Origin of the sequence: Nocardia salmonicida NBRC 13393 (genome assembly GCF_001613085.1) — a bacterium.
Classification (GTDB): Bacteria; Actinomycetota; Actinomycetes; order Mycobacteriales; family Mycobacteriaceae; genus Nocardia; species Nocardia salmonicida.
Map to the genome: position 1 here is coordinate 20,689 of NZ_BDBR01000016.1, position 22,325 is coordinate 43,013.

Annotated in this window: 23 protein-coding genes; 17 read left to right on the top strand and 6 right to left on the bottom strand. The window is 67.8% G+C overall.

Annotation, left to right across the window (positions count from 1 at the left end):
- Positions 1-16: 16 nt before the first annotated feature.
- The 6 genes from thiO to NS1_RS18010 all read left to right on the top strand — a co-directional run bounded on the left by thiO (position 17) and on the right by NS1_RS18010 (position 4,950).
- Entirely contained in the window at positions 17-1,108 is a 1,092-nt protein-coding gene (gene thiO / locus NS1_RS17985; RefSeq protein ID WP_062986148.1) for a glycine oxidase ThiO, read from the top strand.
- Positions 1,105-1,320 carry a sulfur carrier protein ThiS gene (thiS, locus tag NS1_RS17990; protein WP_056814965.1) on the top strand — a complete coding sequence of 72 codons (216 nt, stop codon included), beginning with the start codon at positions 1,105-1,107 and terminating at the stop codon, positions 1,318-1,320. The genes thiO and thiS overlap by 4 nt, the downstream gene beginning before the upstream one ends.
- Positions 1,313-2,077 carry a thiazole synthase gene (locus NS1_RS17995; RefSeq protein ID WP_082843589.1) on the top strand — a complete coding sequence of 255 codons (765 nt, stop codon included), beginning with the start codon at positions 1,313-1,315 and terminating at the stop codon, positions 2,075-2,077. Before thiS ends, NS1_RS17995 begins: the two co-directional genes overlap by 8 nt.
- An 85-nt stretch (positions 2,078-2,162) precedes the next feature.
- Positions 2,163-3,095 (top strand): ABC transporter ATP-binding protein, encoded by a 933-nt coding sequence (locus tag NS1_RS18000; protein WP_056814962.1) that lies wholly within the window; start codon positions 2,163-2,165, stop codon positions 3,093-3,095.
- Positions 3,095-3,856 (top strand): ABC-2 transporter permease family protein, encoded by a 762-nt coding sequence (locus NS1_RS18005; RefSeq protein ID WP_056814959.1) that lies wholly within the window; start codon positions 3,095-3,097, stop codon positions 3,854-3,856. The genes NS1_RS18000 and NS1_RS18005 overlap by 1 nt, the downstream gene beginning before the upstream one ends.
- A gap of 287 nt (positions 3,857-4,143) precedes the next feature.
- The gene (locus NS1_RS18010) at positions 4,144-4,950 is read left to right on the top strand and encodes an adenylate/guanylate cyclase domain-containing protein (RefSeq protein WP_056816288.1); all 807 of its coding nucleotides are present in this window, start codon (positions 4,144-4,146) and stop codon (positions 4,948-4,950) included.
- Here the strand turns inward: NS1_RS18010 and NS1_RS18015 are convergent.
- Together NS1_RS18015 and NS1_RS40855 are read right to left on the bottom strand one after the other, a co-directional pair.
- Positions 4,933-5,271, bottom strand: a complete 339-nt coding sequence (locus NS1_RS18015; RefSeq protein ID WP_062986150.1) for a hypothetical protein — start codon at positions 5,269-5,271, stop codon at positions 4,933-4,935. The genes NS1_RS18010 and NS1_RS18015 overlap by 18 nt on opposite strands.
- Positions 5,272-5,320: 49 nt before the next feature.
- Positions 5,321-5,464 carry a CG2302 family histidine operon protein gene (locus NS1_RS40855; protein ID WP_162256181.1) on the bottom strand — a complete coding sequence of 48 codons (144 nt, stop codon included), beginning with the start codon at positions 5,462-5,464 and terminating at the stop codon, positions 5,321-5,323.
- Between the two features lie 85 nt (positions 5,465-5,549).
- On the opposite strand from NS1_RS40855, the gene NS1_RS18020 reads away from it, so the two are divergent.
- The 10 genes from NS1_RS18020 (at position 5,550) to NS1_RS18065 (ending at position 16,236) form a co-directional block, all read left to right on the top strand.
- Positions 5,550-7,265, top strand: coding sequence for an acyclic terpene utilization AtuA family protein (locus NS1_RS18020; protein ID WP_062986152.1), 1,716 nt, complete (start codon positions 5,550-5,552; stop codon positions 7,263-7,265).
- Positions 7,262-8,413 carry an acyl-CoA dehydrogenase family protein gene (locus NS1_RS18025; protein WP_062986154.1) on the top strand — a complete coding sequence of 384 codons (1,152 nt, stop codon included), beginning with the start codon at positions 7,262-7,264 and terminating at the stop codon, positions 8,411-8,413. The genes NS1_RS18020 and NS1_RS18025 overlap by 4 nt, the downstream gene beginning before the upstream one ends.
- Positions 8,410-10,008, top strand: a complete 1,599-nt coding sequence (locus NS1_RS18030; protein WP_062986156.1) for an acyl-CoA carboxylase subunit beta — start codon at positions 8,410-8,412, stop codon at positions 10,006-10,008. The genes NS1_RS18025 and NS1_RS18030 overlap by 4 nt, the downstream gene beginning before the upstream one ends.
- A gap of 8 nt (positions 10,009-10,016) precedes the next feature.
- On the top strand, positions 10,017-12,062 hold the full coding sequence (locus NS1_RS18035; RefSeq protein ID WP_062986159.1) for an acetyl/propionyl/methylcrotonyl-CoA carboxylase subunit alpha: 2,046 nt from the start codon (positions 10,017-10,019) through the stop codon (positions 12,060-12,062).
- Positions 12,059-13,219, top strand: coding sequence for an acyl-CoA dehydrogenase family protein (locus tag NS1_RS18040; RefSeq protein ID WP_062986161.1), 1,161 nt, complete (start codon positions 12,059-12,061; stop codon positions 13,217-13,219). The genes NS1_RS18035 and NS1_RS18040 overlap by 4 nt, the downstream gene beginning before the upstream one ends.
- A 62-nt stretch (positions 13,220-13,281) precedes the next feature.
- Positions 13,282-14,064: an enoyl-CoA hydratase family protein gene (locus NS1_RS18045; RefSeq protein ID WP_062986163.1), complete on the top strand. Its 783-nt coding sequence runs from the start codon at positions 13,282-13,284 to the stop codon at positions 14,062-14,064.
- Positions 14,065-14,068: 4 nt separating this feature from the next.
- Positions 14,069-14,683: a TetR/AcrR family transcriptional regulator gene (locus tag NS1_RS18050; protein ID WP_056814935.1), complete on the top strand. Its 615-nt coding sequence runs from the start codon at positions 14,069-14,071 to the stop codon at positions 14,681-14,683.
- Between the two features lie 70 nt (positions 14,684-14,753).
- Positions 14,754-14,960 carry a hypothetical protein gene (locus tag NS1_RS18055; protein WP_062986165.1) on the top strand — a complete coding sequence of 69 codons (207 nt, stop codon included), beginning with the start codon at positions 14,754-14,756 and terminating at the stop codon, positions 14,958-14,960.
- Positions 14,951-15,382 (top strand): PIN domain-containing protein, encoded by a 432-nt coding sequence (locus tag NS1_RS18060; RefSeq protein ID WP_062986167.1) that lies wholly within the window; start codon positions 14,951-14,953, stop codon positions 15,380-15,382. The genes NS1_RS18055 and NS1_RS18060 overlap by 10 nt, the downstream gene beginning before the upstream one ends.
- Before the next feature lie 74 nt (positions 15,383-15,456).
- A complete protein-coding gene (locus NS1_RS18065) occupies positions 15,457-16,236 on the top strand; it encodes an SDR family oxidoreductase (RefSeq protein ID WP_062986414.1) in 780 nt (259 codons plus the stop codon).
- An 88-nt stretch (positions 16,237-16,324) separates the two neighbouring features.
- On the opposite strand, the gene NS1_RS18070 is transcribed toward NS1_RS18065, so the two are convergent.
- The 3 genes from NS1_RS18070 to NS1_RS18080 all read right to left on the bottom strand — a co-directional run bounded on the left by NS1_RS18070 (position 16,325) and on the right by NS1_RS18080 (position 20,349).
- Positions 16,325-18,379 carry a glycosyltransferase family 39 protein gene (locus tag NS1_RS18070; protein ID WP_062986169.1) on the bottom strand — a complete coding sequence of 685 codons (2,055 nt, stop codon included), beginning with the start codon at positions 18,377-18,379 and terminating at the stop codon, positions 16,325-16,327.
- Positions 18,376-19,653, bottom strand: coding sequence for a bifunctional glycosyltransferase family 2/GtrA family protein (locus NS1_RS18075; protein ID WP_062986171.1), 1,278 nt, complete (start codon positions 19,651-19,653; stop codon positions 18,376-18,378). The genes NS1_RS18070 and NS1_RS18075 overlap by 4 nt, the downstream gene beginning before the upstream one ends.
- Positions 19,654-19,722: 69 nt before the next feature.
- The gene (locus NS1_RS18080; RefSeq protein WP_062986174.1) at positions 19,723-20,349 is read right to left on the bottom strand and encodes a class I SAM-dependent methyltransferase; all 627 of its coding nucleotides are present in this window, start codon (positions 20,347-20,349) and stop codon (positions 19,723-19,725) included.
- Positions 20,350-20,499: 150 nt separating this feature from the next.
- Here NS1_RS18080 and NS1_RS18085 point away from each other — a divergent pair, with 150 nt between their 5' ends.
- Complete coding sequence (locus NS1_RS18085) at positions 20,500-21,231, top strand: TetR/AcrR family transcriptional regulator (protein WP_056814918.1); 732 nt, start codon at positions 20,500-20,502, stop codon at positions 21,229-21,231.
- Between the two features lie 239 nt (positions 21,232-21,470).
- Here the strand turns inward: NS1_RS18085 and thiD are convergent, their stop codons facing one another.
- A complete protein-coding gene (thiD, locus tag NS1_RS18090; RefSeq protein WP_056814915.1) occupies positions 21,471-22,319 on the bottom strand; it encodes a bifunctional hydroxymethylpyrimidine kinase/phosphomethylpyrimidine kinase in 849 nt (282 codons plus the stop codon).
- Positions 22,320-22,325: the final 6 nt, after the last annotated feature.

The following is a 22,325-nucleotide window of genomic DNA, read 5'->3' on the forward strand; positions in this document are numbered from 1 at the left end:
AGACAGGTGGAACGTGATGCGGACTCTGGCGGTCGTTGGCGGCGGCGCCGTCGGACTCGCCGTCGCATGGCGGTCCGCCGAGGCGGGCTGGACGGTCACCGTGTACGACCCCGAACCGGCGCGCGGCGCTTCCTTCGTGGCCGGTGGAATGCTCGCGCCGCTGTCGGAAGGCTGGCCCGGTGAGGATCGCGTGCTCGCTTTCGGCGCGGCCGCGCTGGCCGAGTGGTCCGCCTTCGGGGAGAGCCTGCGCGCGATCGCCGGCGAGTCGATGTTCGTGGCCGATGAGACGCTGACCGTCGCTCTCGACGGCGCCGATGCCACCGACCTGCGCACCGTCTCGGAGTGGCTGGCCGGGTTCGGCCACGACCTGCGAGTGCTCGACCGGGCGGGGATCCGCGCGCTGGAACCCGCGCTCGCGCGCACCGTCCGCGCGGGCCTGCACGCGAAGGCCGAACCCGCCATCGACAACCGGCGGGTGCTGCGTGCTCTCCAGTCCGCCTGCGCCGCGGCAGGTGTCGAGATCCGCGCCGAAGCTGTTGTCGCCCTGGATGATCTACCGCACGACCGGGTCGTCCTCGCGGCGGGCGCCCGCTCCGCCGAGCTCTGGCCAGGTCTGCCGGTGCGCCCGGTGAAGGGTGAAATCCTCCGGTTGCGTCGCAGGCCCGGCGTCAGCCCGCCGCCGACCAGGGTGATCCGTGCCCGGGTCCACGGCCGACAGGTCTACTTGGTCCCCCGCGAAGACGGAATCGTCGTCGGTGCAACACAATACGAAGCGGGCTTCGACACCACCGTCACCGTCGGTGGCGTCCGTGACCTGATCGCCGACGCCGAGACCATCCTGCCCGGCATCGCCGAATACGAACTGGCCGAAGCGAATGCGGGTTCGAGGCCGGGAACGCCCGACAACCTCCCGCTGCTCGGCCACCTCGACGACCGGGTCGTCGCCGCCACCGGACACGGCCGCAACGGCATGCTCACCCTGGCGCTCACCGCCGCGGTCGTGCCAGCACTGCTCGACGGCGCCACCCCCGCGGTGGTCGAAGCCGCTTCACCCCAACGTTTTCCGGCATCGCAGATGCCATCTCTGTCGCAAGGAGGAGTTCGATGACCTCGACCATCCCGATCGGCGTCACCGTCAACGGTGTCGACCACGAGTTCCCCGAGCCGCTCAGCGTCCGCGAACTGCTGGCAAAGCTCGAATTGCCCTGCCGGGGTGTGGCATTGGCGGTCGACGGCGCTGTCTTCTCGAAGTCCCGCTGGGACGAACCGGTCGGCCGCGGCTGGACCATCGAGGTGCTCACGGCGGTGCAGGGTGGCTGAGGCCGTCGCGCCGTTGCGTATCGCGGACAAGGAGTTCGGTTCGCGCCTGATCATGGGCACCGGCGGCGCCGAGAACCTCGCCGTCCTGGAACAGGCCCTGATCGCGTCGGGCACCGAGCTCACCACTGTCGCCATGCGCCGCGTCGACGCCGCGGGCGGCACCGGCGTGCTCGATCTGCTCAAGCGCCTCGACATCACTCTGCTGCCCAACACCGCGGGCTGTCGCACCGCCGCCGAGGCCGTGCTCACCGCCCAGCTGGCCCGCGAGGCCCTCGACACCAACTGGGTCAAGCTCGAGGTGGTCGCCGACGACCGCACCCTCCTGCCCGACCCCTTCGAACTCCTCGACGCCGCCGAGAAGCTCGTCGACGACGGTTTCGTGGTCCTGCCGTACACCACCGACGACCCCATCCTCGCCCGCCGCCTCGAAGAAGCCGGCTGTGCCGCCGTGATGCCCCTCGGCTCCCCGATCGGCACCGGCTTGGGCATCGCCAACCCCCACAACATCGAGATGATCGTCGCTGCCGCAGCGGTCCCCGTGATCCTCGACGCGGGCATCGGCACCGCCAGCGACGCCGCTCTCGCCATGGAACTCGGCTGTTCGGCAGTCCTGCTCGCTACCGCCGTGACCAGGGCGAAAGAGCCCGAACTCATGGCATCGGCCATGTCGGCGGCGGTGCGCGCGGGCTATCTGGCCAGGCAGGCGGGCCGTATCCCCAAGCGTTTCTGGGCTCAGGCTTCTTCCCCAGCCGTCTAAGGGTCGAAGGTCATCCTCGAGGATGACCCGACTCGCTACTTCTCGGCGACGCGCGTTGCGCGGGTTGTCAGGCAAGCTAGGGCTCATGATCGAGCTGAAGGGCCTGACGAAGCAATTCGGCCAGACCGTCGCGGTGCAGGACCTCACGTTCACCGTCCGACCAGGACTGGTGACCGGGTTCCTCGGACCCAACGGCGCCGGTAAATCGACGACCATGCGGATGATCCTCGGATTGGACAAGCCGACGGCGGGCAGTGCGCTCATCGACGGCAAGAAGTACCAGCAGCTGGAACGCCCGCTCACACAGGTCGGCGCGTTGCTGGATGCCAAGTGGGTGCATCCGAACCGCTCGGCGCGCGCTCACCTGGAGTGGCTGGCCGCCTCCAACGACATCCCGAAGTCGCGGGTCGAAGAGGTCCTGCGCCTGGTCGGCCTGTCCGAGGTGGCGAACAAGAACGCGGGCGGATTCTCGCTCGGTATGTCCCAGCGCCTCGGCCTGGCGGGCGCGCTGCTCGGCGACCCGAAGGTGCTGCTGTTCGACGAGCCGGTCAACGGCCTCGACCCGGAGGGCATCCTGTGGATCCGCCGGTTCATGCAGCGCCTGGCCGCCGAGGGTCGCACGGTGCTCGTGTCGAGCCACCTGCTCTCGGAGATGTCGCAGACCGCCGAGCAGCTCATCGTCATCGGTCGTGGTCAGCTGATGTTCGACGGCACCACCCAGGAGTTCATCGACCGCGCCTCCGAACAGTCGGTGCGCGTGCGCAGCCCGCAGCTGGATCAGCTGCGCAGCCTGCTCACCTCGCACGGCATGACCGTGAAGGAAGACGGCGACGCCGCGCTGATCGTCGCGGGCGTCACCTCCGACGAGGTCGGCAAGGTGGCGGGCACGAACAACGTCACGCTCTACGAGCTGGCGCCGCAGCAGGCCTCGCTCGAGGAAGCGTTCATGCGGATGACCGGCGGCGCCGTGGAGTACCACGGTGAAAGCTTCGACCAGGCGATGGGAGGTGCGCTCTGATGGGCGTGCTCGCAGCGGAACGAATCAAACTCACCTCGACCCGCTCGCCCTGGTGGTGCTCGGCGGTCGTAGTGGTCCTCGGCATCGGCCTCGCTTTGCTGATCGCGCTGGTCACGAATGCCGACACCGCGGGCACCTCGGAGGAGGGCCCGCCGTTGCTCACCCCGACTGTCGCGGTATCGGGTGTCTCCAGCTTCGGCGTGATGGTGCTGATGATCATGGCCGCGTTGACGGTGACCAGCGAATATCGCTTCGGCGTCATCCGCTCGAGCTTCCTCGCCGTCCCGAACCGGTCCAAGGTCGTGCTGTCCAAGACCGCCCTGGTCGGCGTGTACGCGGCGGTGCTCACCGGTGTCCTCTCGCTCATCGCCTTCATCGTGGCCAAGGTGATCGTCGGTGACGACGCTCCCGGTCTCGTGCTCGACGGCAACTGGCGAGCCCTCTACAGCGTTCCGATCTATGCCTTCCTGTGCGTCATGCTCGCCATCGGCGTCGGTGTGCTGGTCCGGCAGTCCGCCGCGGCCATCTCGCTGATCGTGCTGTGGTCGCTGCTGGTGGAGAACCTGCTCGGCGCGTTCGGCAGCTTCGGCCGCACCGTGAAGCCGTTCCTGCCGTTCCAGAACGCGAACCGTTTCCTGAGCGTCGAGGAGTACGCGGGCGACTGGCACTGGGGCGTATGGGGCAGTCTGATCTACTTCGCCGTCTTCGTGGCGATCGTTTTCGCCGGGGCGCTCGTGCTGGTCAACCGCCGCGACGCCTGATAATCCAGCCCGGGCCGCCCTCGTAATCGCCCGGGCCGCGAGGGCCGCGACCTTGTCGGGAGGTCGCGTGACCCGACCTTCGGGCTTCCGCTGCCCGGTAGCTCGAAGGTAGGACCGCCGGTCCGCTGCACACAAGCAGCGGACCGGCGGTCGTCGTCGGGTGATATAACCTTTTGAGCGTGAGTGAAACGCCTTCTGGCGGGGTGAATCCGCGGCGCGACGCCGCTGCGGACGTATCCATCCCGTTGGAGCCGATCGTCAGCGGATCCGCCGAATCCGACCCCGGCGTGCGCGCGGGGAGGAAGCGCCCCCAGCTCTCGTCGAAATTACAGGCCGCCAACCGTCGGGCCGACGTGATCGGTGCGCTGCGCAAGGCGCGCCAACAGCTGCCCGGTGATCCCTCGTTCGGCGATCCGCTGTCGGTGACGGGCCCCGGTGGTGCGCGCGCGGTGGCGAGAGCCGCGGACAAGATCGTCGGCGGCGCGCCGACCGCTGCCAGGGAGATCGGTTTCGGCGCCCTGCAGGTGTGGCAGGCCGGGCTGGAGCGGATCGGTCGTGGGCGTGGCACCGAGGAGGTGACCATCGTGTTCACCGACCTGGTCGGGTTCTCGAGTTGGTCGCTGTCGGTGGGCGACGAGCTCACTCTGGAACTGCTGCGCAAGGTCGCCAGGGCCATCGAGCCGCCGATCGTCGAGCGCGGCGGTCAGGTGGTCAAGCGGATGGGCGACGGTCTGATGGCCGTGTTCTCCTCGCCCGATCGGGCCGTGCGCGCCGCGCTGGCGGCTCGCCGCAATCTCGCCGAGGTCGAGATCGCCGGGTACCGCCCGCGCATGCGGGTCGGCCTGCACACCGGTTCTCCCCGGGAGATCGGTGGCGACTGGCTCGGCGTCGACGTCAATATCGCCGCCCGCATGATGGAGGCGGGCGGCAACGGAAACACGATGATATCCAGCGTCACACTGGCCGCCCTGCGCCCGGAAACGCTGGATGAGCTGGGCGTTGTCGCCAAACCGTACAAGCGGAATTTCTGGGCCGCGCCACTGAACGGTGTGCCGGAAGATGTCAGGATCTTCAAGCTACACACGACGGGCTGAGCGCTTCGCCAGCCGATCCTGTTCCTTCCAGTAGGCCCGGAACGCCTGCTGGGTCGGGGTCGGCCTGGTGGTCAGCGCCTGCCAGTTCGTCGAGCGCACGAAGTCGATCGTCAGCAGCACCGGCAGGATGAACGCGTGGAAGAAGATCAGGTAGTCGCCGCCTTCGAACACGAACGCCAGATACCCCGCGTAGCCGAGGAACGCGATGCCGAACGCGGCGTTGAGGCCGCGGGAGAGCGCGCTGCGGCCGTTGTCGATGTTGGCCATGATGATCATCGCGAGGCCGCTGACTGCGAGCAGGCCGACATACCAGGTGAACATGGAGGCAAGCCAACAGCGCTCGCCTTGCCCTGATCTTGCGAAAGTCTTGCTACTCGAGCCAGAGCACGGCGCCGAGGCTCGCGAGGACGGCGGCGACGATCAAACCGATCGACATCGCGCGATTGTTCTTCCAGGTCGTGTACGCACCGCCGAGCAGGAATCCGGCGAGGGCGAAGAGGAGGACGGACAGCATGGGCTCCATCTTGCCTGGTCGATTCCCCGAGATTAACAAGCACGCGTGCTTGCTTTTTTTCTGAACCGCTGCGATCCTGGGTGCCATGAGTGCTCTCTCCGCTGATCCGGACCTGATCCGGATCGGGAATTGTTCCGGGTTCTACGGTGACCGGCTCAGCGCCATGCGCGAGATGCTGGAGGGCGGGCAACTCGACGTGCTGACCGGCGACTACCTCGCCGAGCTCACCATGCTGATCCTGGGCCGCGACCGGATGAAGGACCCCAGCCTCGGCTACGCCAAGACCTTCGTGCGCCAGATCGAGGACTGCCTTGCCCTCGCGCTCGAGAAGAACGTGCAGATCGTCACCAACGCGGGCGGGCTCAATCCGGCCGGGCTGGCCGAGCGGCTGCGCAAGGTCGCCGCCGACCTCGGGCTGGACGCCAAGATCGCCTACGTCGAGGGCGACGACCTGGTCGCCCGCGCCGCCGAGCTCGACTTGGGTCAGCCGCTCACGGCCAACGCCTACCTCGGCGCGTGGGGCATCGTCGAATGCCTGAATTCCGGCGCCGACATCGTCGTCACCGGCCGGGTCACCGACGCCTCGGTGATCGTCGGTCCGGCGGCGGCCCACTTCGGCTGGGGCCGAACCGATTACGACGCGCTGGCCGGCGCCGTGGTGGCCGGGCACGTGATCGAATGCAGCACCCAGGCCACCGGCGGCAACTTCGCCTTCTTCACCGAACTCGGTGACATCGGCCGCCCCGGCTTCCCGATCGCCGAGATCCGTCGCGACGGATCTTGCGTGATCACCAAGCACGACGGCACCGGCGGCGCGGTCACCGTCGACACCGTCGAAGCCCAGCTCATGTACGAAATCCAGAGCGCGCGCTACGCCGGACCCGACGTCACCACCCGCCTGGACAGCATCGCGCTGAGCCAGGAGGGCAAGGACCGCGTACTGATCAGCGGCGTCACCGGTGAGGCGCCGCCGCCGCGGCTCAAGGTCTCGCTCAACACCCTGGGCGGTTTCCGCAACGAGATGTCGTTCATTCTCACCGGCCTCGACATCGAAGCCAAAGCCGAACTGGCGCAACGGCAGCTGGAATCCTGGCTGCCGGACAAGCCCGCCGAGCTCACCTGGACGCTGGCCCGCCTCGATCGCCCCGATGCCGAGACCGAAGAGCAGGCCAGCGCGATGCTGCGCTGTGTGGTGCGCGATTCCGATCCGAACAAGGTCGGCCGCGGGTTCTCCAGTGTCGCGGTGGAATTGGCACTTGCCAGCTACCCGGGCGCCAGCTTCACCGCGCTGCCCGGAAACGGTTCCCCCTACGGCGTCTTCACCCCCGGCTTCGTCGACGCGCACGAGGTGCCGCACGTGGCGGTGCTGGCCGACGGCAGCCGAGTCGATATCGCCCCCGCCACGGAAACCCTGGTCCTCGAACCTGTTTCCGAACCCGAGCTACCCGCGCCGCTGCCCGCCGCCGAGACCCGTCGCGTGCCGCTCGGCACGATCGCTCTCGCCCGCAGCGGCGACAAGGGCGGTGACGCCAATATCGGCGTGTGGGTGCGCACCGACGATCAGTGGCGCTGGCTGGTGCACACCCTCACCGTCGAAAAGCTGCGGGAACTGCTCCCCGAGACGGCCGAACTGACCGTCACCCGCCACGTGCTGCCCAATCTGCGCGCGGTCAACTTCATCATTTCCGGCCTGCTCGGCAAGGGCGTCGCCTATCAGGCGCGTTTCGACCCGCAGGCCAAGGGGCTCGGCGAATGGCTGCGCTCCCGCCACATCGATATGCCGACGGAGCTGCTCGCATGACTTCAGTTTGGGAAACGCCGGAGCGAAAAGAGCTGCGCGCCACCGTGCGCGGGTTCGTGGAGCGGGACATCCTGCCCGACCTCGACGCCTGGGAGCGCGCGGGCGAGCTCCCGCGCGAACTGCACAAGAAGGCGGGCGAACTGGGCCTGCTCGGCATCGAGTACCCGGAATCGGCGGGTGGCGAGGGCGGCACTGCCATCGACTCGCTGATCGTGGGCGAGGAGATCCATGTCGCCGGTGCGTCCGGTGGACTGTGGGCTTCGCTGCTGACCTGCGGAATCGCGTTGCCGCACATGATCGCCTCGGGCAACCAGGCGCAGATCGATCAGTGGGCGAAGCCGACGCTGACCGGTGACCTGATCGGCTCGCTGGCCATCACCGAGCCCGGCGGCGGTTCCGATGTCGGCCACCTCACCACCACCGCCGTGCGCGACGGTGAGGACTTCATCATCAACGGCGCCAAGACGTTCATCACCTCGGGTTGTCGCGCCGACTTCGTCGTCACCGCGGTGCGCACGGGAGGCCCTGGCGCGGCGGGTGTTTCGCTGATCCTCGTGCCGAAGGACACGCCCGGCTTCACCGTCAGCCGCAAGCTGGAGAAGATGGGCTGGCTGGCCTCCGATACCGCCGAGCTGTCGTATGTGGACGTGCGGGTGCCCGCGTCGAACCTGGTCGGCGCCGAGAACAGCGGCTTCGCGCAGATCGCCGCCGCGTTCGTCAGCGAGCGGGTCGGCCTCGCGGTGCAGGCGTATTCGCTGGCCCAGCGCGCGCTCGATCTCACCGTGCAGTGGTGCCGTGATCGCGAGACCTTCGGTCGTCCGCTGATCAGCCGCCAGAAGGTGCAGATGACGCTCACCGATATGGCCCAGCGCGTGGACATTTCGCGCACCTATACCCGGGCGCTGGTGGAGCGCTACGTCGCCGGTGACGAGAACCTGATCGCCCAGGTGTGCTTCGCCAAGAACAACGCCGTCGAGACTGCCGAATGGGTGGCCAACCAGGCCGTGCAGCTGCACGGCGGGATGGGCTACATGCGCGAGGCCGAGGTCGAGCGCATCTACCGCGATGTGCGCATCATCGGCATCGGCGGCGGCACCAACGAGATCCTGACCATGCTGGCGTCGAAAGTATTGGGGTACCAGGCATGACGACCTTCCGTTCCATCCTCGACAACACCTCGCCCGAGTACACCGCGGCCGCCGAGGCGATGTCGGTCAAGCTCACCGAGGTCGAGGCGGAGTTCGCCAAGGCCATCGCCGGTGGCGGCGCCGACAAGGTGGCCCGCCACCACAAGCGCGGCAAGCTGACGGCGCGTGAGCGCATCGAACTGCTGCTCGACGAGGACTCGCCGTTCCTCGAACTGTGCCCACTCGCGGCCTGGGGCAGCGACTTCCAGGTCGGCGCCTCGACGATCGCCGGAATCGGCCTCGTCGAGGGCGTCGAGTGCATGATCGTCGCGCCCGACCCGACCGTGCGTGGCGGCGCCTCGAATCCGTGGACGCTGCGCAAGCAGTTCCGGATCAACGAGATCATCAGGGAGAACCGGCTGCCGGTGATCTCGCTGGTCGAGTCCGCCGGTGCGGATCTGCCGACGCAGAAGGAAGTCTTCATCCCCGGCGGCGCGATGTTCCGCGACCTCACCCAGGCCTCGGCGGCCGGAATCCCCACCATCTCCCTGGTTTTCGGCAACTCGACCGCCGGTGGCGCCTACATCCCCGGCATGTCCGACTACGTCGTGATGGTCAAGGAGGGCGCGAAGGTCTTCCTCGCGGGCCCGCCGCTGGTGAAGATGGCCACCGGTGAGGACTCCGACGACGAGACCCTCGGCGGCGCCGAGATGCACGCCCGCACGTCCGGTCTGGCCGACTATCTGGCCGCCGACGAGCAGGACGCGATTCGGTTGGGCCGCAATATCGTTCGCCGCCTGAACTGGAAGAAGCAGGGCCCCGAGCCGCGTGCCGAGGTCATCTCGCCGCTCTACGATCCCGAGGAACTGCTCGGCATCGTGCCCTCGGACCTGAAGATCCCGTTCGACCCCCGCGAGATCATCGCCCGCGTCGTGGACGGCTCCGATTTCGACGAGTTCAAGCCGCTCTACGGTTCCTCGCTGGTCACCGGCTCGGCCGAGATCAACGGCTACCCGATCGGCATCCTCGCCAATGCGCGCGGCGTGCTGTTCTCCGAGGAATCGCAGAAGGCCACCCAGTTCATCCAGCTGGCGAACAAGAAGAATACGCCACTGTTGTTCCTGCACAACACCACCGGCTACATGGTCGGCAAGGAGTACGAGCACGGCGGCATCATCAAGCACGGCGCGATGATGATCAACGCCGTCGCCAACTCGACGGTGCCGCACATCTCGCTGCTGGTCGGCGCCTCCTACGGGGCCGGGCACTACGGCATGTGCGGGCGCGCGTTCAACCCGCGCTTCCTGTTCGCCTGGCCGAGTGCGAAGTCCGCTGTCATGGGCGGCGCGCAGCTGGGCGGCGTGCTCACCATCGTGCAGCGCGGCGCGGCCGAGTCCAAGGGTCTGCCGTTCGACGAGGAGGCCGCCGCCGGTCTCGCCGCGATGGTCGAGGCGCAGATCGAGGCCGAGGCCATGCCGATGTTCTTGTCGGGCAGGCTTTTCGACGACGGCATCATCGACCCCCGCGACACCCGCACCGTGCTGGGAATGGCCCTGTCGGCCATTCACACAGCCCCGATCAAGGGCGCCGATGGCTTCGGCGTCTTCCGAATGTGAGGCAAACAATGACTGCATCGCGAAGCGATTCGGTGAGGGGCGGCGGTCGGGCGACGGGCGGGCCTATTACTAACGTTCTCGTTGCCAATCGTGGTGAGATCGCGCGCCGTGTCTTCGCCACGTGCAGGCGGATGGGCATCGGCACCACCGCGGTCTATTCCGATGCTGATGCCGCGTCGCCGCACGTGTCCGAGGCCGACGCCGCCATCCGGCTGCCCGGCAACACGCCCGCCGAGACCTACCTGCGCGGCGAGCTGATCATCGAGGCCGCCTTGTCGGCCGGTGCCGACGCGATCCACCCCGGCTACGGATTCCTTTCCGAGAACGCCGAATTCGCGCGGGCGGTGCTCGACGCGGGTCTGGTGTGGATCGGTCCGCCGGTCGCGGCCATCGAGCAGATGGGCTCCAAGGTCGAGTCGAAGAAGATGATGGACGCCGCCGGTGTTCCCGTGCTCGCCGAGCTCGACCCGGCCGAGGTCACCGACGCGCACCTGCCCGTGCTGATCAAGGCGTCCGCCGGTGGTGGTGGTCGCGGTATGCGTGTCGTGCGCGACCTGGCCGAACTGCGGGATCAGATCGCCGGCGCCCAGCGTGAGGCCGAGTCGGCCTTCGGCGATCCGACGGTGTTCTGCGAGCGCTACCTCGAGACCGGCCGTCACATCGAAGTCCAGATCATGTCGGACATTTTCGGCAAGACCTGGGCGGTGGGCGAGCGTGAGTGCTCGATCCAGCGTCGTCATCAGAAGGTCGTCGAGGAAGCCCCGTCGCCGCTGGTCGAGAAGATCGACGGCATGCGTGACCGGCTGTTCGAGGCGGCGCGTCTGGCGGCCGAGGCGATCGGTTACGAGGGTGCGGGCACCGTCGAGTTCCTGGCCGACGAGAAGGGCGACTTCTTCTTCCTGGAGATGAATACCCGCCTGCAGGTGGAACATCCGGTCACCGAGCAGACCACCGGCCTCGACCTGGTCCGCCTGCAGTTGCAGGTGGCCGCTGGTCTGCCGCTGCCCGCGAACCAGCCCGCGCAGCGCGGTCACTCGATCGAGGTCCGCCTCTACGCCGAGGACCCCGCCAACGACTGGCAGCCACAGAGCGGCCCGGTGCACAAGATCGAGATTCCCTTCACCGCCGGTGAATTCACCGTCCTCGAGCAGCCCGGCGTGCGACTCGACACCGGCGTCGTGGACAACTCGCTGGTCGGCGTGCACTACGACCCGATGCTGGCCAAGGTGATCTCCTACGCCGAAACCCGTGCGGAGGCAGCACATCTGCTCGCCACCGCGCTCCAGCGCGCCAAGCTCCACGGCCTGGTCACCAACCGTGATCTGCTCGTGCGGGTGCTGCGCCACCCGGCGTTCCTCGCCGGTGACACCGACACCGCCTTCTTCGCCACCCACGATCTGGCCGTGCTCTCGGCGCCGCTGGCGTCGGAGGCCGACGAGGCGCTCTCGATCGTGGCCGCGGCACTGGCTGATTCAGCTGCCAACCGCAGCACCTCGCGCCTGGCCGGACTCACCCCGAGTGGCTGGCGCAACCTGCCTTCGCAGCCGCAGACCAAGTCCTACGAGAGCCGCACCACCGGTACGCACGAGGTGCGCTACCGCTTCACCCGCACCGGTGTCGCGGTCGAGGGTTTCGAGGGCCTCGAGCTGATCTCGGTGGCCGCCGACCGCGTTGTTCTCGGTGTTCCCGGCGAACGTGGCTCGGTGCGTAGGCAATTCGAGGTCGCCCGCTACGACGACCTCGTCGCGATCGACTCCCCGCTCGGCCCGGTGGCCGTGCGCAGGCTGCCGCGCTTCACCGACCCGTCCGAGCAGGTCGCGGCCGGTTCGCTGCTCGCGCCGATGCCGGGCAGCGTGATCCGCCTCGGCGCCGCCGAAGGTGACCAGGTCAAGCAGGGGCAGCCGATCCTGTGGCTGGAGGCGATGAAGATGGAGCACACCATCGCCGCGCCCGCCACCGGCATTCTCAGTGCACTCAATGTGACCGTCGGCCAGCAGGTCGAGGTCGGAACCGTCCTCGCCGTCGTCGAGGAAGAAGAGCAGGAGCAGGCATGAGTTTCATCGAAACCGAAGAGCAGAAGGCGCTGCGGGCGGCGGTCGCGTCGCTCGCGTCGAAGTACAACTACCGCGATTACGTGCTGCCGCTCTCGCGCAAGAACGAGCCGCTCACCGAACTGTGGGACGAGGCGGGCAAGCTCGGCTTCCTCGGCGTGAACCTGCCGGAGGAGTACGGCGGCGGTGGCGCGGGCATGTACGAGCTGGCGCTCGTGCAGGAAGAGCTCTCGGCCCAGGGTGCGGGCCTGCTGCTGATGGTCGTGTCCCCGGCCATCTGCGGCACCATCATCACCAAGTACGGCACCGACGCGCAGAAGCAGACCTGGCTGCCCAAGCTCGCCGACGGCACCTCGAAGATGGTCTTCGCGATCACCGAGCCCGACGCGGGCTCCAACTCGCATCAGATCACCACCACGGCCCGCCGCGACGGTGACGACTGGATCCTCAACGGCCGCAAGATCTTCATCTCCGGTGTCGATCAGGCCGAGGCCATCCTGGTGGTCTCGCGCACCGAGGATCACAAGACCGGCAAGCTCAAGCCCGCGCTGTTCATCGTGCCGGTCGACGCGCCCGGCCTGGTGAAGAACGTCCAGGAGATGGACGTCATCGAACCCGACCACCAGTACACGCTGTTCTTCGATGACGTGCGCCTGCCCGGCGACGCCCTGGTCGGCTCCGAGGACGCGGCGCTGGCGCAGCTGTTCGCCGGGCTGAACCCCGAGCGCATCATGGGCTCGGCCATGGCGATCGGCCTGGGCCGCTACGCCATCGACCGTGCGGTGGAATACGCCAAGGAGCGCACGGTCTGGAAGACCCCGATCGGTGCGCACCAGGGTATTTCGCATCCCCTCGCACAGATCAAGATCGAGCTGGAACTGGCCAAGCTGATGATGCAGAAGGCCGCGACCCTCTACGACACGGGCGACGAGTTCGGCGCCGCCGAGGCCGCCAATATGGCCAAGTACGCGGCGGCCGAGGCCAGCATCAAGGCTCTCGATCAGTCGATCCAGACCCACGGCGGTTCGGGTCTGACCCGTGAGGTCGGCCTGGCGGCCATGCTCCAGGCGGCGCGCATCATGCGCATCGCCCCGGTGAGCCGCGAGATGATCCTCAACTTCGTCTCCCAGCACTCGCTCGGTCTGCCGCGCTCGTACTAGGACACTCGGTGGTCGCCTCGACGGCGAGGCGACCACCCTCTACCGGATGAACAGGAGTCCCGATGAGTGACGCGACGGAAACACCGTTCGTCCGCTACGAGGTCGTCGACGGGTTCGCCACGCTGACCTTCGATTCGCCGCACAACCGGAACGCGCTCTCGTCCAAGCTCGTTCGCGAGCTGCTCGCCGGATTCGACGCCGCCGCAACCGATCCCGCGGTGCGCGGCATCGTCCTGGCCCACACCGGCGATACCTTCTGCGCGGGCGCCGACCTCAAGGAGGCGAGCACCGCCGATCCCGCGGTGGCCGCCGACGAGCGCACCCGCGTGATGATCGACGTGCTGCGTGGCATCCTCGCCTCGCCCAAGCCGGTGATCGCGCAGATCGACGGCAATGTCCGCGCCGGTGGCATGGGCATCATCGGGGCCTGCGACCTCGTCGTCGCGGGGCCTGGCAGCAGTTTCGCGCTCACCGAGGTGCGCATCGGGATGGCGCCGTTCATGATCTCGCTCACCCTGGTGCCGCGGCTGGACCAGCGGGCCGCGAGCCGCTACTTCCTGACCGGCGAGAAGTTCGACGCCGCGACCGCGCAGGAGATCGGCCTGGTCACCGTGGCCGCCGAGGACGCCGCCGCCGAGGTGAAACGCCTGTCAGGGGAGCTGCGCAAGGGTTCACCGCAGGGACTGGCCGAGTCCAAGAAACTGGTCAACGCGGCCCTGCTGGCGACCTTCGACGCCGAGGCGGAAGCACTCGCCAAGCGGTCGGCGAGCTTCTTCGGCACCCCCGAGGTGATCGAGGGCATGACGGCCTTCTTCCAGAAGCGCCCACCCAACTGGGCACAATAGTCCGATGGCGACACCCCACGAACCCAAGCAGGACCGCAGCCGGGCCACCCGGCAGCGGCTGCTGGAGGCGACCATCGACTGCCTGGCCGAAACCGGCTGGGCAGCTGCCACCGTGTCGGTGGTCGCCGAGCGGGCCGGGGTGTCGCGTGGCGCCGCTCAACACCATTTCCCCACTCGTGAGGAACTGATCACCGCCGCGCTCGAGTTCATGTTCGAGTTCCGGATGGACATGGCCAAGGCCGAAGCCGAGACGGTGAACGCGGTCGCCCAGGGCGAAGGCCGAACGCGCGCGGTCGTTTCCGCGCTGGTCGAGTCCTACACCACCCCGTTCTTCAAAGCCGCCCTCCAGGTCTGGACCCACGCCGCCGCCGATCCGGCCCTGCGCGAACGCATCCTCCCCCTCGAGGCCCGCTTCGGCCGGACCTCCCACCGCCGCGCCGTCGAGGCGCTCGGCGTCGACGACTCCGACCCGGTCGCCCACCACCTGGTTCAGGCCACCCTCGACCTCGCCCGCGGCCTCGGCCTCGCCGACGTCCTCACCGACGACTCCGCCCGCCGCAAACTGATCGTCGACCAGTGGGCCGCTACCCTCCACACCGCCCTCAACATCACCCACTGAGCCCTTGTGGCCTGGTCGTTTCGGAGTATATAGTTCGAGCATGGGGGAATATATATCGAGGGACTGTGTGATGACCAAACGTCTGATCGAGATCGACGACGAGCTACTCGCGTCCGCGCAGGACGCGCTCGGGACCGCTGGCGTCTCCGATACCGTTCGCGCCGCGCTGAACTCGGCCGTGGTGGCGCATGCGCGCGCGAGCGAAGTCGAATGGTTGGTCAACGGTGGCATGGCCGAAATGGCCGACAAGGATCGGCGCGACGACGTATGGCGATAACGGCGCGCTATCTCATCGACACCAGCGCGGCCGCTCGAATGCGTCATCCGGACGTGGGGGCCGCACTCGGGCCGCTGCTCGAGGCCGGATTGATCGCCACCTGCGCACCGCTCGATTCCGAGGCGCTCTATAGCGCCCGAAGCCCCGCTGAATACGAACAGATTCGTTTTCGGCGCCGCGCTGCCTATGAGTACCTGCCTACCAACGACGAACACTGGCAAAGCGCTTTCACGATCCAACGCGAACTTGCGCGGTCGGGCCGCCACCGCGCGGTCGGCATCCATGACCTGCTCGCTTCGGCGCTTGCGATAGAACACCGCCTTGTCCTGTTCCACTACGATTCCGATTTCGAAACTGTGGCATCGGTGGTGGATCTCAATCACCGCTGGGTCGCCCCTCGAGGGAGTCTCGAGACATCGTGACCAGGTGATGTCACACTCCGGTCGCCTACTTCGTCGACTCTGTGAACGCGAAAGAAGCGACGGAGGAGTGGATCATGGCGGAGCAGAAGAAGATCGCGGTGGCTGGGGCGACCGGGCGGCTGGGCAAGCATGTGGTGGATGTGCTGGTCGAGCGCGGGCACGAGGTGGTGGCCTTCTCGCGGGCCGACGGGGTGGATATCGAGACCGGTGTGGGGCTGGACGAGGCGCTGAACGGGGTGGATATCGTCATCGACGCCTCCAGTACGTCCTCGGCGGACCAGCAGGTGGCGACCGAGTTCTTCACCTCCTCCGCGCGTAATCTGCATGCGGCGGGGGAGCGGGCGGGGGTGGAGCGGCTCGTCGTCGTGTCGATCATCGGGATCGACGGTTCGCTCGCGGGGTACAACGCCGCCAAGCTCGCCCATGAGCAGGAGCTGCTCAAAGGCGCTCTGCCGGTGCAGATTCTGCGTGCCGCGCAGTTCCACGAGCTCGTCGAGGTCATGGTGGGGTGGGGCACCCAGGATGGCGTCGCCTACATCGAGGGCATGCGCACCCAGTTGGTCGCCGCTCGAACCGTCGCCGAGGCGCTGGTCGACCTCGCCGTGAATCCGATTGCCGCCGAGGATGTTCCGTTCCCCGAGATCGCGGGTCCCCAGCCGGAGACGATGGCCGGTGCCGCCACCGCGCTGGTGGCGGCTCGTGGTGATGACCTCCAGATCATCGAGACCTCCGACTCCGCCAACCCGGACCGCGAGCAGTTCGAAAACGGCACCCTTCTGCCTTCCCCGCACGCCACCCTGGCCGGGCCGTCCTTCGCCGAGTGGATCGCCGCCACGGTGGCCCTCGCTCGCTGACACAGCCGTGACCGAGCGCGGTCGACACAGATACGAACGCCGGCCCGGCGGATCGAGATGATCCGCCGGGCCGGCGTGTGTTCGGGAGCTACGACTTCGGTTGGGTGAGGTCGTAGAGGGTTACCCCGTCGACCGTGGTGGCGGTGTAGTTCGCCGTCACCCAGGCGGTGATCGCCGAGCTGGTCGACGCACTGTTCCCGCCGGGACCACTGCGGCCTCCGGCGACGAAGTAGTGGATCTTTCCGTCGGCCACGTACTGCTGGAACTGTTCGAGGGTGGGGGACGGGTCGCTGCCGTTGAATCCGCCGATCGGCATCACGGGCAGCTCGGTGGCGAGCTGGTACCCGGCGGCGCTGTTCGACCCGACCGCGGCGGCCACCCAGGTGTAGTCCGTCCCGTTCGTCTCGAGCAGGGTGACGATCTGGTCGCTCGGCCGTGATCCGCCGAGCAGCCCACCGGCGCCACCCATCTGCTGGTCACCTCCATTCACAGCGCCGTCCGGAACGGTCGTAGGGCCTCGGGCTCCGTCGGGTATGGCGCCCGGGGTAGCGGACCCGTCGATCTGACCTGGAGCGTTGCCGTCGGGACGTGTGCCTCCGTCCGCGCCGGGCGCCATCCCCATCCGGCCGTCGCCGCCGGGCCGCATACCGGGTCCACCCATTCCGTGCATCCCACCGGCGCTCGGCCCTGCGGACGGAATCGCGCCGGAATGCGCGGACGCGAGGGTGTCGACGGAGTAGGCGATCGGCCCGGCGAGCCCGATGCAGGCGGCGGCGAGCGCGGCGATCACCGACTGCTTGCGCGTCAGCGGGAACACGAAGGCAACGGTGGCGACAACACCGACGACCAGAATCGCCCATCGCAACCAGGGTAGGAAGGAAGCGCTGCGCGACAACAACATCCACGCGGTCGCCGTGCTGAGCCCGATGGCAAGCGCGCCCGCGCACCGCACCCACAGCCGATCACGCGCACCCCAGATCTGCACGGCCCCGATCCCCACCAGCGCCGCGACAGCAGGCGCGAGCGCCACCGTGTAGTACTGGTGGAAGATCCCCGCCATGAAGCTGAACACCAACCCGGTGACGAGAAGCCAACCGCCCCAGAGGATCAGCGCGGCCCGACGTTGATCGGCACGAGGCGCGCGACCACGCAACACGAGCCCCACCACCAGCGCGAGCAAAGCGGCCGGAATCAACCACGCGATCTGACCGCCCTGCGCGGGTTCGAACATCCGGGTGATCCCGGTGCTGCCCCACATCCCGTTCCCGCCGGCGGGTAGTTCACCGCCCGGCCCGACGCTGCCGGTCTCGTTGCCGTTCAACCGCCCGAGCCCGTTGTAGCCGAGGGTGAGTTCGATGATCGAATTGTGCTGCGACCCACCGATCCACGGCCGGGAACTCGCGGGCCACAGCTCAACCGCGAGCAACCACCAGCCCGCCGCGACAACCATCGCCGCACCGGCGGCGAACAGCTGCGCGATCCGCTTACCCAGCTTCGGCGGCCCGGCGATCAGATACGTCAGTGCCAAGGGCGGCACCACCAGCAGCACCTGCAACTGCTTGGCGAGGAACCCGAATCCGATCAATCCGCCGGTGAGCAGCAACCAGCGCCAGCGCCCATCCGCGACCGCACGTGTCATCGCCCACGCGGCGCCGATCATCAGAAACACGAGCAGCGCGTCAGGGTTGTTGAACCGGAACATCAGCACCGCAACGGGGGTCACCGCGAGAGCAGTGCCCGCGATCAACCCCGCCGCCGGTCCGAACGACCTGCGCACCGTCGCCCACAACAGCGCGACGCTCGCCACGCCGAGCAGGACCTGCGGTACCAGCATGCTCCAGCTGTTGAGCCCGAACAGCCGTACCGAAAGTTCCATCACCCACAGCGAAGCGGGCGGTTTGTCCACGGTGATCGAGTTGGCGGCGTCGGAGGAACCGAAGAAGAACGCCTCCCACGATTGCGAACCCGCCTGTATCGCAGCGGCATAGAAGTCGTTGGCCCACCCGTTGGCGCTCAGATTGATGAGATAGGCGATCAGCGTGCCGAGCAGGAGCGCCGCCAACGCGGGTCGTTCCCAACGCTTTCGGTTCGGCTCGTCGTTCACGATGCCGATGGGTGACGACGGGGCGATGGTCGTGGTCATCGGCGCACCCCCAGCGCGCTCATGCGCTCTGCCGACCCGACGACCGGGGTGACAGTGGCATCGCCGACGCCCGCGTGCCGGAACACCCAGCGCAGACCCACGAAACGAGCAAGCGTCGCAACGAGATTGGCGGTGATCAGCACGGTGAGCTCCACCGCGACGGGCGCGTCGGGAGCCCAACGGTGCAGGGCGAACAGCGACCCGCTGGTGATCGCCAGCCCGAACGCGAAGATGGCCAAGCCCTGGAACTGGTGCGACACCGCGTTGCCGCGTCCGCGCACACCGAAGGTGAACGCCCGATTGGCGGCGGTATTGCCCACCGCGGCGATCAGCAGCGACACCAGATTGGCGCCCTGGCTGCCGACCAACGGCTGCAACAGCAGATACAGGGCGATGTAGGCGAGCGTCGAGGTCACTCCGACGATCGCGAACCGCACCAGCTGGCCGACCATGCCGAGCGGCACCCCGGCCACCAGCGGCTCACGCCCGACTGCGGCCCGCAACTCGTCCACGGGAAGCGCGCCGGTGGTCAGGGCCCTGGTCAACCGCCAGATCCCGCGCAGATCCTTGCGCGCCGTATCGATGAGGTCGACCCGGCTGTCCGGATCGTCGATCCAGTCGACGGGCACCTCGTGAATCCGCAGACCCGCGCGCTCGGCCAACACCAGCAGTTCGGTATCGAAGAACCATTCGCCATCGCGCACCAGCGGCAGCAGCTCGCGCGCCACCTCGGTTCGCACGGCTTTGAATCCGCATTGCGCATCGGAAAAGCCCGCCCGCAGCGTTGTTTTCAGCAGCAGGTTGTAGCAGCGGGAGATGATTTCGCGCTTGGGTCCGCGCACCACCCGGGAAGACGAGTCGAGCCGGGTGCCGATCGCGAGGTCGGAATGCCCGGACACCAGCGGCGCGATCAGCGGCAACAGCGCGTTCAGGTCGGTCGACAGGTCGACGTCCATGTACGCCACCACCGCCGCGTCCGACCCCTCCCACGCGGTCCGCAACGCCCGCCCACGCCCTTTGGCGTCCAGGTGCAATACCTGGACGCCGTCGAGCTCCGCCGCCAGCAGCTCGGCCACCGCGAGGGTGGCGTCGGTGCTGGCATTGTCGGCGATGGTGATGCGAGCCGTGAAGGGGAATCCGGCGCGCAGATAGCTATGTAATCTGCGCACGCACAGGCCGAGGTCGACCTCTTCGTTGTAGACGGGTATCACTACGTCGAGCACCGGCGCGCGGCTGCTCTGCATGGCCTTCTGCTCGGCCTCGGTCTGAGTCATGACACCCAGACTCGATGGCCGCGCTGCCATCGAGCTGGGACCGAGCTGGGAGGTTGCTGGGGATCGTGATCAGCCGCGACGCAGGCGCAGCACGCTGTCGACGCGCTGCCCGACCACACCGTCGGGGCTGGTCGACGGGGTGTGGACCAGCTCGGCGGTCTCGACCTGCCACTCGGGTCCGAGCTCGAGCTGCTCGAGCACCTGCTCGATGGTCGGGAACACATGGGCGTGCATCTCGCTGGAGGCCCAGCTCGGCGCGGCCGCGTGGGCGCCGATCACCAGCACCCCACCCGGCGTGACGGCAGCCGCCGCACTGCGCAGAATCCCGGCCCGCTCGTCCGGGCGCTCCACCGGCGAGTGCAGGAACTGCGCGGACACCAGGTCGAAGGTGCCCGCCGGGAAGCTCGCTTGGAGGTCGTGGCGATCCCACACGATCGTCACCCCGGCCTCGGTGGCCCGCCGCGCACCGCGCTCCATCGCGGTCGCGGAGATGTCGACCGCGGTGACCTGCCAGCCGCGCTCGGCCAACCAGATCGCGTCGGCACCTTCGCCGCAACCCAGGTCGAGGGCGGTCCCGGGGGTCAGCTCGGCGACCTCACGGACCAGAAGGGGGTTCGGGTTACCGGTCCAGATCTGCTCACGGTCGCGGTAGAAGTCTTCCCAGAACTCTTCGGCGTCGGCCACGGTCTCGGTCATCGATGCTCCTGGTCAGTCAGGGTGAACGGATCATCCGATAGTGCATCGGCACTCCTGATTGCCGCCAGAAACTTTGCTGTTTCAGCAAATGTGTTCCCGCTCTCGGTGGGGTGCGTAACCCGCGGTACGGCCCGCCCTAGTATTACTAACGTGACGCGCGGTTACCCCAAGACGGACGAGGCGCCGCGTCGTCGTGTCGACGCGCGGACCGAACGTTGGCGCGAACATCGCGTGCAGGTGCGCATCGAGTTCGTCGACGCGGCTTTCCGGGCGCTCGATCAGGTCGGGCCCGATGTGAGTATGGGCGATATCGCCAAGGAGGCCGGTGCGGCCAAGCCGAAGCTGTATCGCCATTTCGAGGACAAGACCGACCTCTACAACGCGATCGTCGACCGCCTGCGCGACATGCTCTGGGAGCGCGTGCTCACCAGCGTGAATCTCACCGACGACTCGATCGCCGAACTCGTCCACACCGCGGCCGCCGAGTATGTGGCGGTGGTGTCGGCACACCCGAATGTCTTCCGGTTCATGCTGCACAGTCATTTCAGCCAGCAGGCCAAGGAAACCGAACGCGCATTGGTCGCGGCCCGTCAATCGGCGAGGCGGGCAGCGGAATTCTTCGCGGGCCTGCTGCCGACGGAATCGATCGATGTGACCGGGATCGAATTGGTGAACTATTCGATTTTCGGTGCGGTCGCCTCGGCTACGGACTGGTGGCTCGGGGCGAATCAACGCGAAGTATCGGCGATGCCGGTCGAGCGCTTCGTCGACTATCTGGCCGAGAGCATCTCGGCGCTGGCACAGGCGCACGCCCGCTTCAATGGAGTCAAGATCGACCCGTCGAAACCCCTGCGCGACGCGTTCTGTTCCGCCTCTCCGTGACTTCTAGCCAGACTCAGGCAGTGTCGGACTTGCGTCGGCGGCCGGCGGGGCGTGCGGAATGGGTTAGCTCGAGTCGGTGAGTTACCCATGTTCTTGCGAGATCTGTGGGTTGGTTGTCTGCGTCGATCCATCGCGCCCGACACGAACTCCGTTGTTCTCGCCGATCACGCCTTTGGGGTCGGCGGGGGGTGCGATGGGTTCAGTATGAACCTGGGCACCGACAAGTTCGCGACGCCACGCTAGGCGTTGGTGTGGAGTCTCCAGAGTGGTGAGACGGGCCCGTGACCTGCGCCGAGGTCGTACGAGGCGGCCAGGCAGCGGTAGGTCCACTCCTTGGCGAACTCCACCGCGTCGGGCACCGAGTAGCCGTTGGCCAGCGCGCTGGCGATCGCCGCGGCGAGGGTATCGCCGCCGCCGTGATCGTTGCCGGTGGCGATGCGCGGCGCGGTGAACTCGCGGAAGGTGTCGCCGTCGTAGAGCAGATCGGTGCTGAACTCCGACGCGCGCAGGTGCCCGCCCTTCACGATCGCCCACTGCGCGCCGAGCGCGTGCAACGCCTCGGCGGCTTTGCGCGCGGTGGCGTCGTCGATCACTTCGATGCCGGTGATCAGGCGCACCTCGTCGAGGTTCGGGGTGACGACGGTCGCGAGTGGAATCAACGTATTACGCACTGCCTCGAGGGCTTCGGCGTGCAGCAGCGGATCCCCGTGCATGGAGGCCGCGACCGGATCGACCACCAGCGGAATGGTGCCGTCACGGCCGATTCCCAGCTCGCGACATACCTCGGCGACCGCTTCGATGATCGCGGTGGAGGCGAGCATGCCGGTCTTGGCCGCGCCGATGCCGATATCGCGAACGACCACCCGCACCTGATCGGCCACCACCTGCGCCGGGATCTCGTGAAAACCGCTGACGCCCACCGTGTTCTGCACGGTCACGGCCGCCACCGCCACGCACGCGTGCACCCCGCACAGCGCCATGGTGCGCGAATCGGCCTGGATACCGGCGCCGCCGCCGGAGTCGGTGCCCGCGATGGTGAGCGCGCGAACGGGGGTCTGACCATCGGGGGTCAGCGGCAACATCTTCACGCCCCA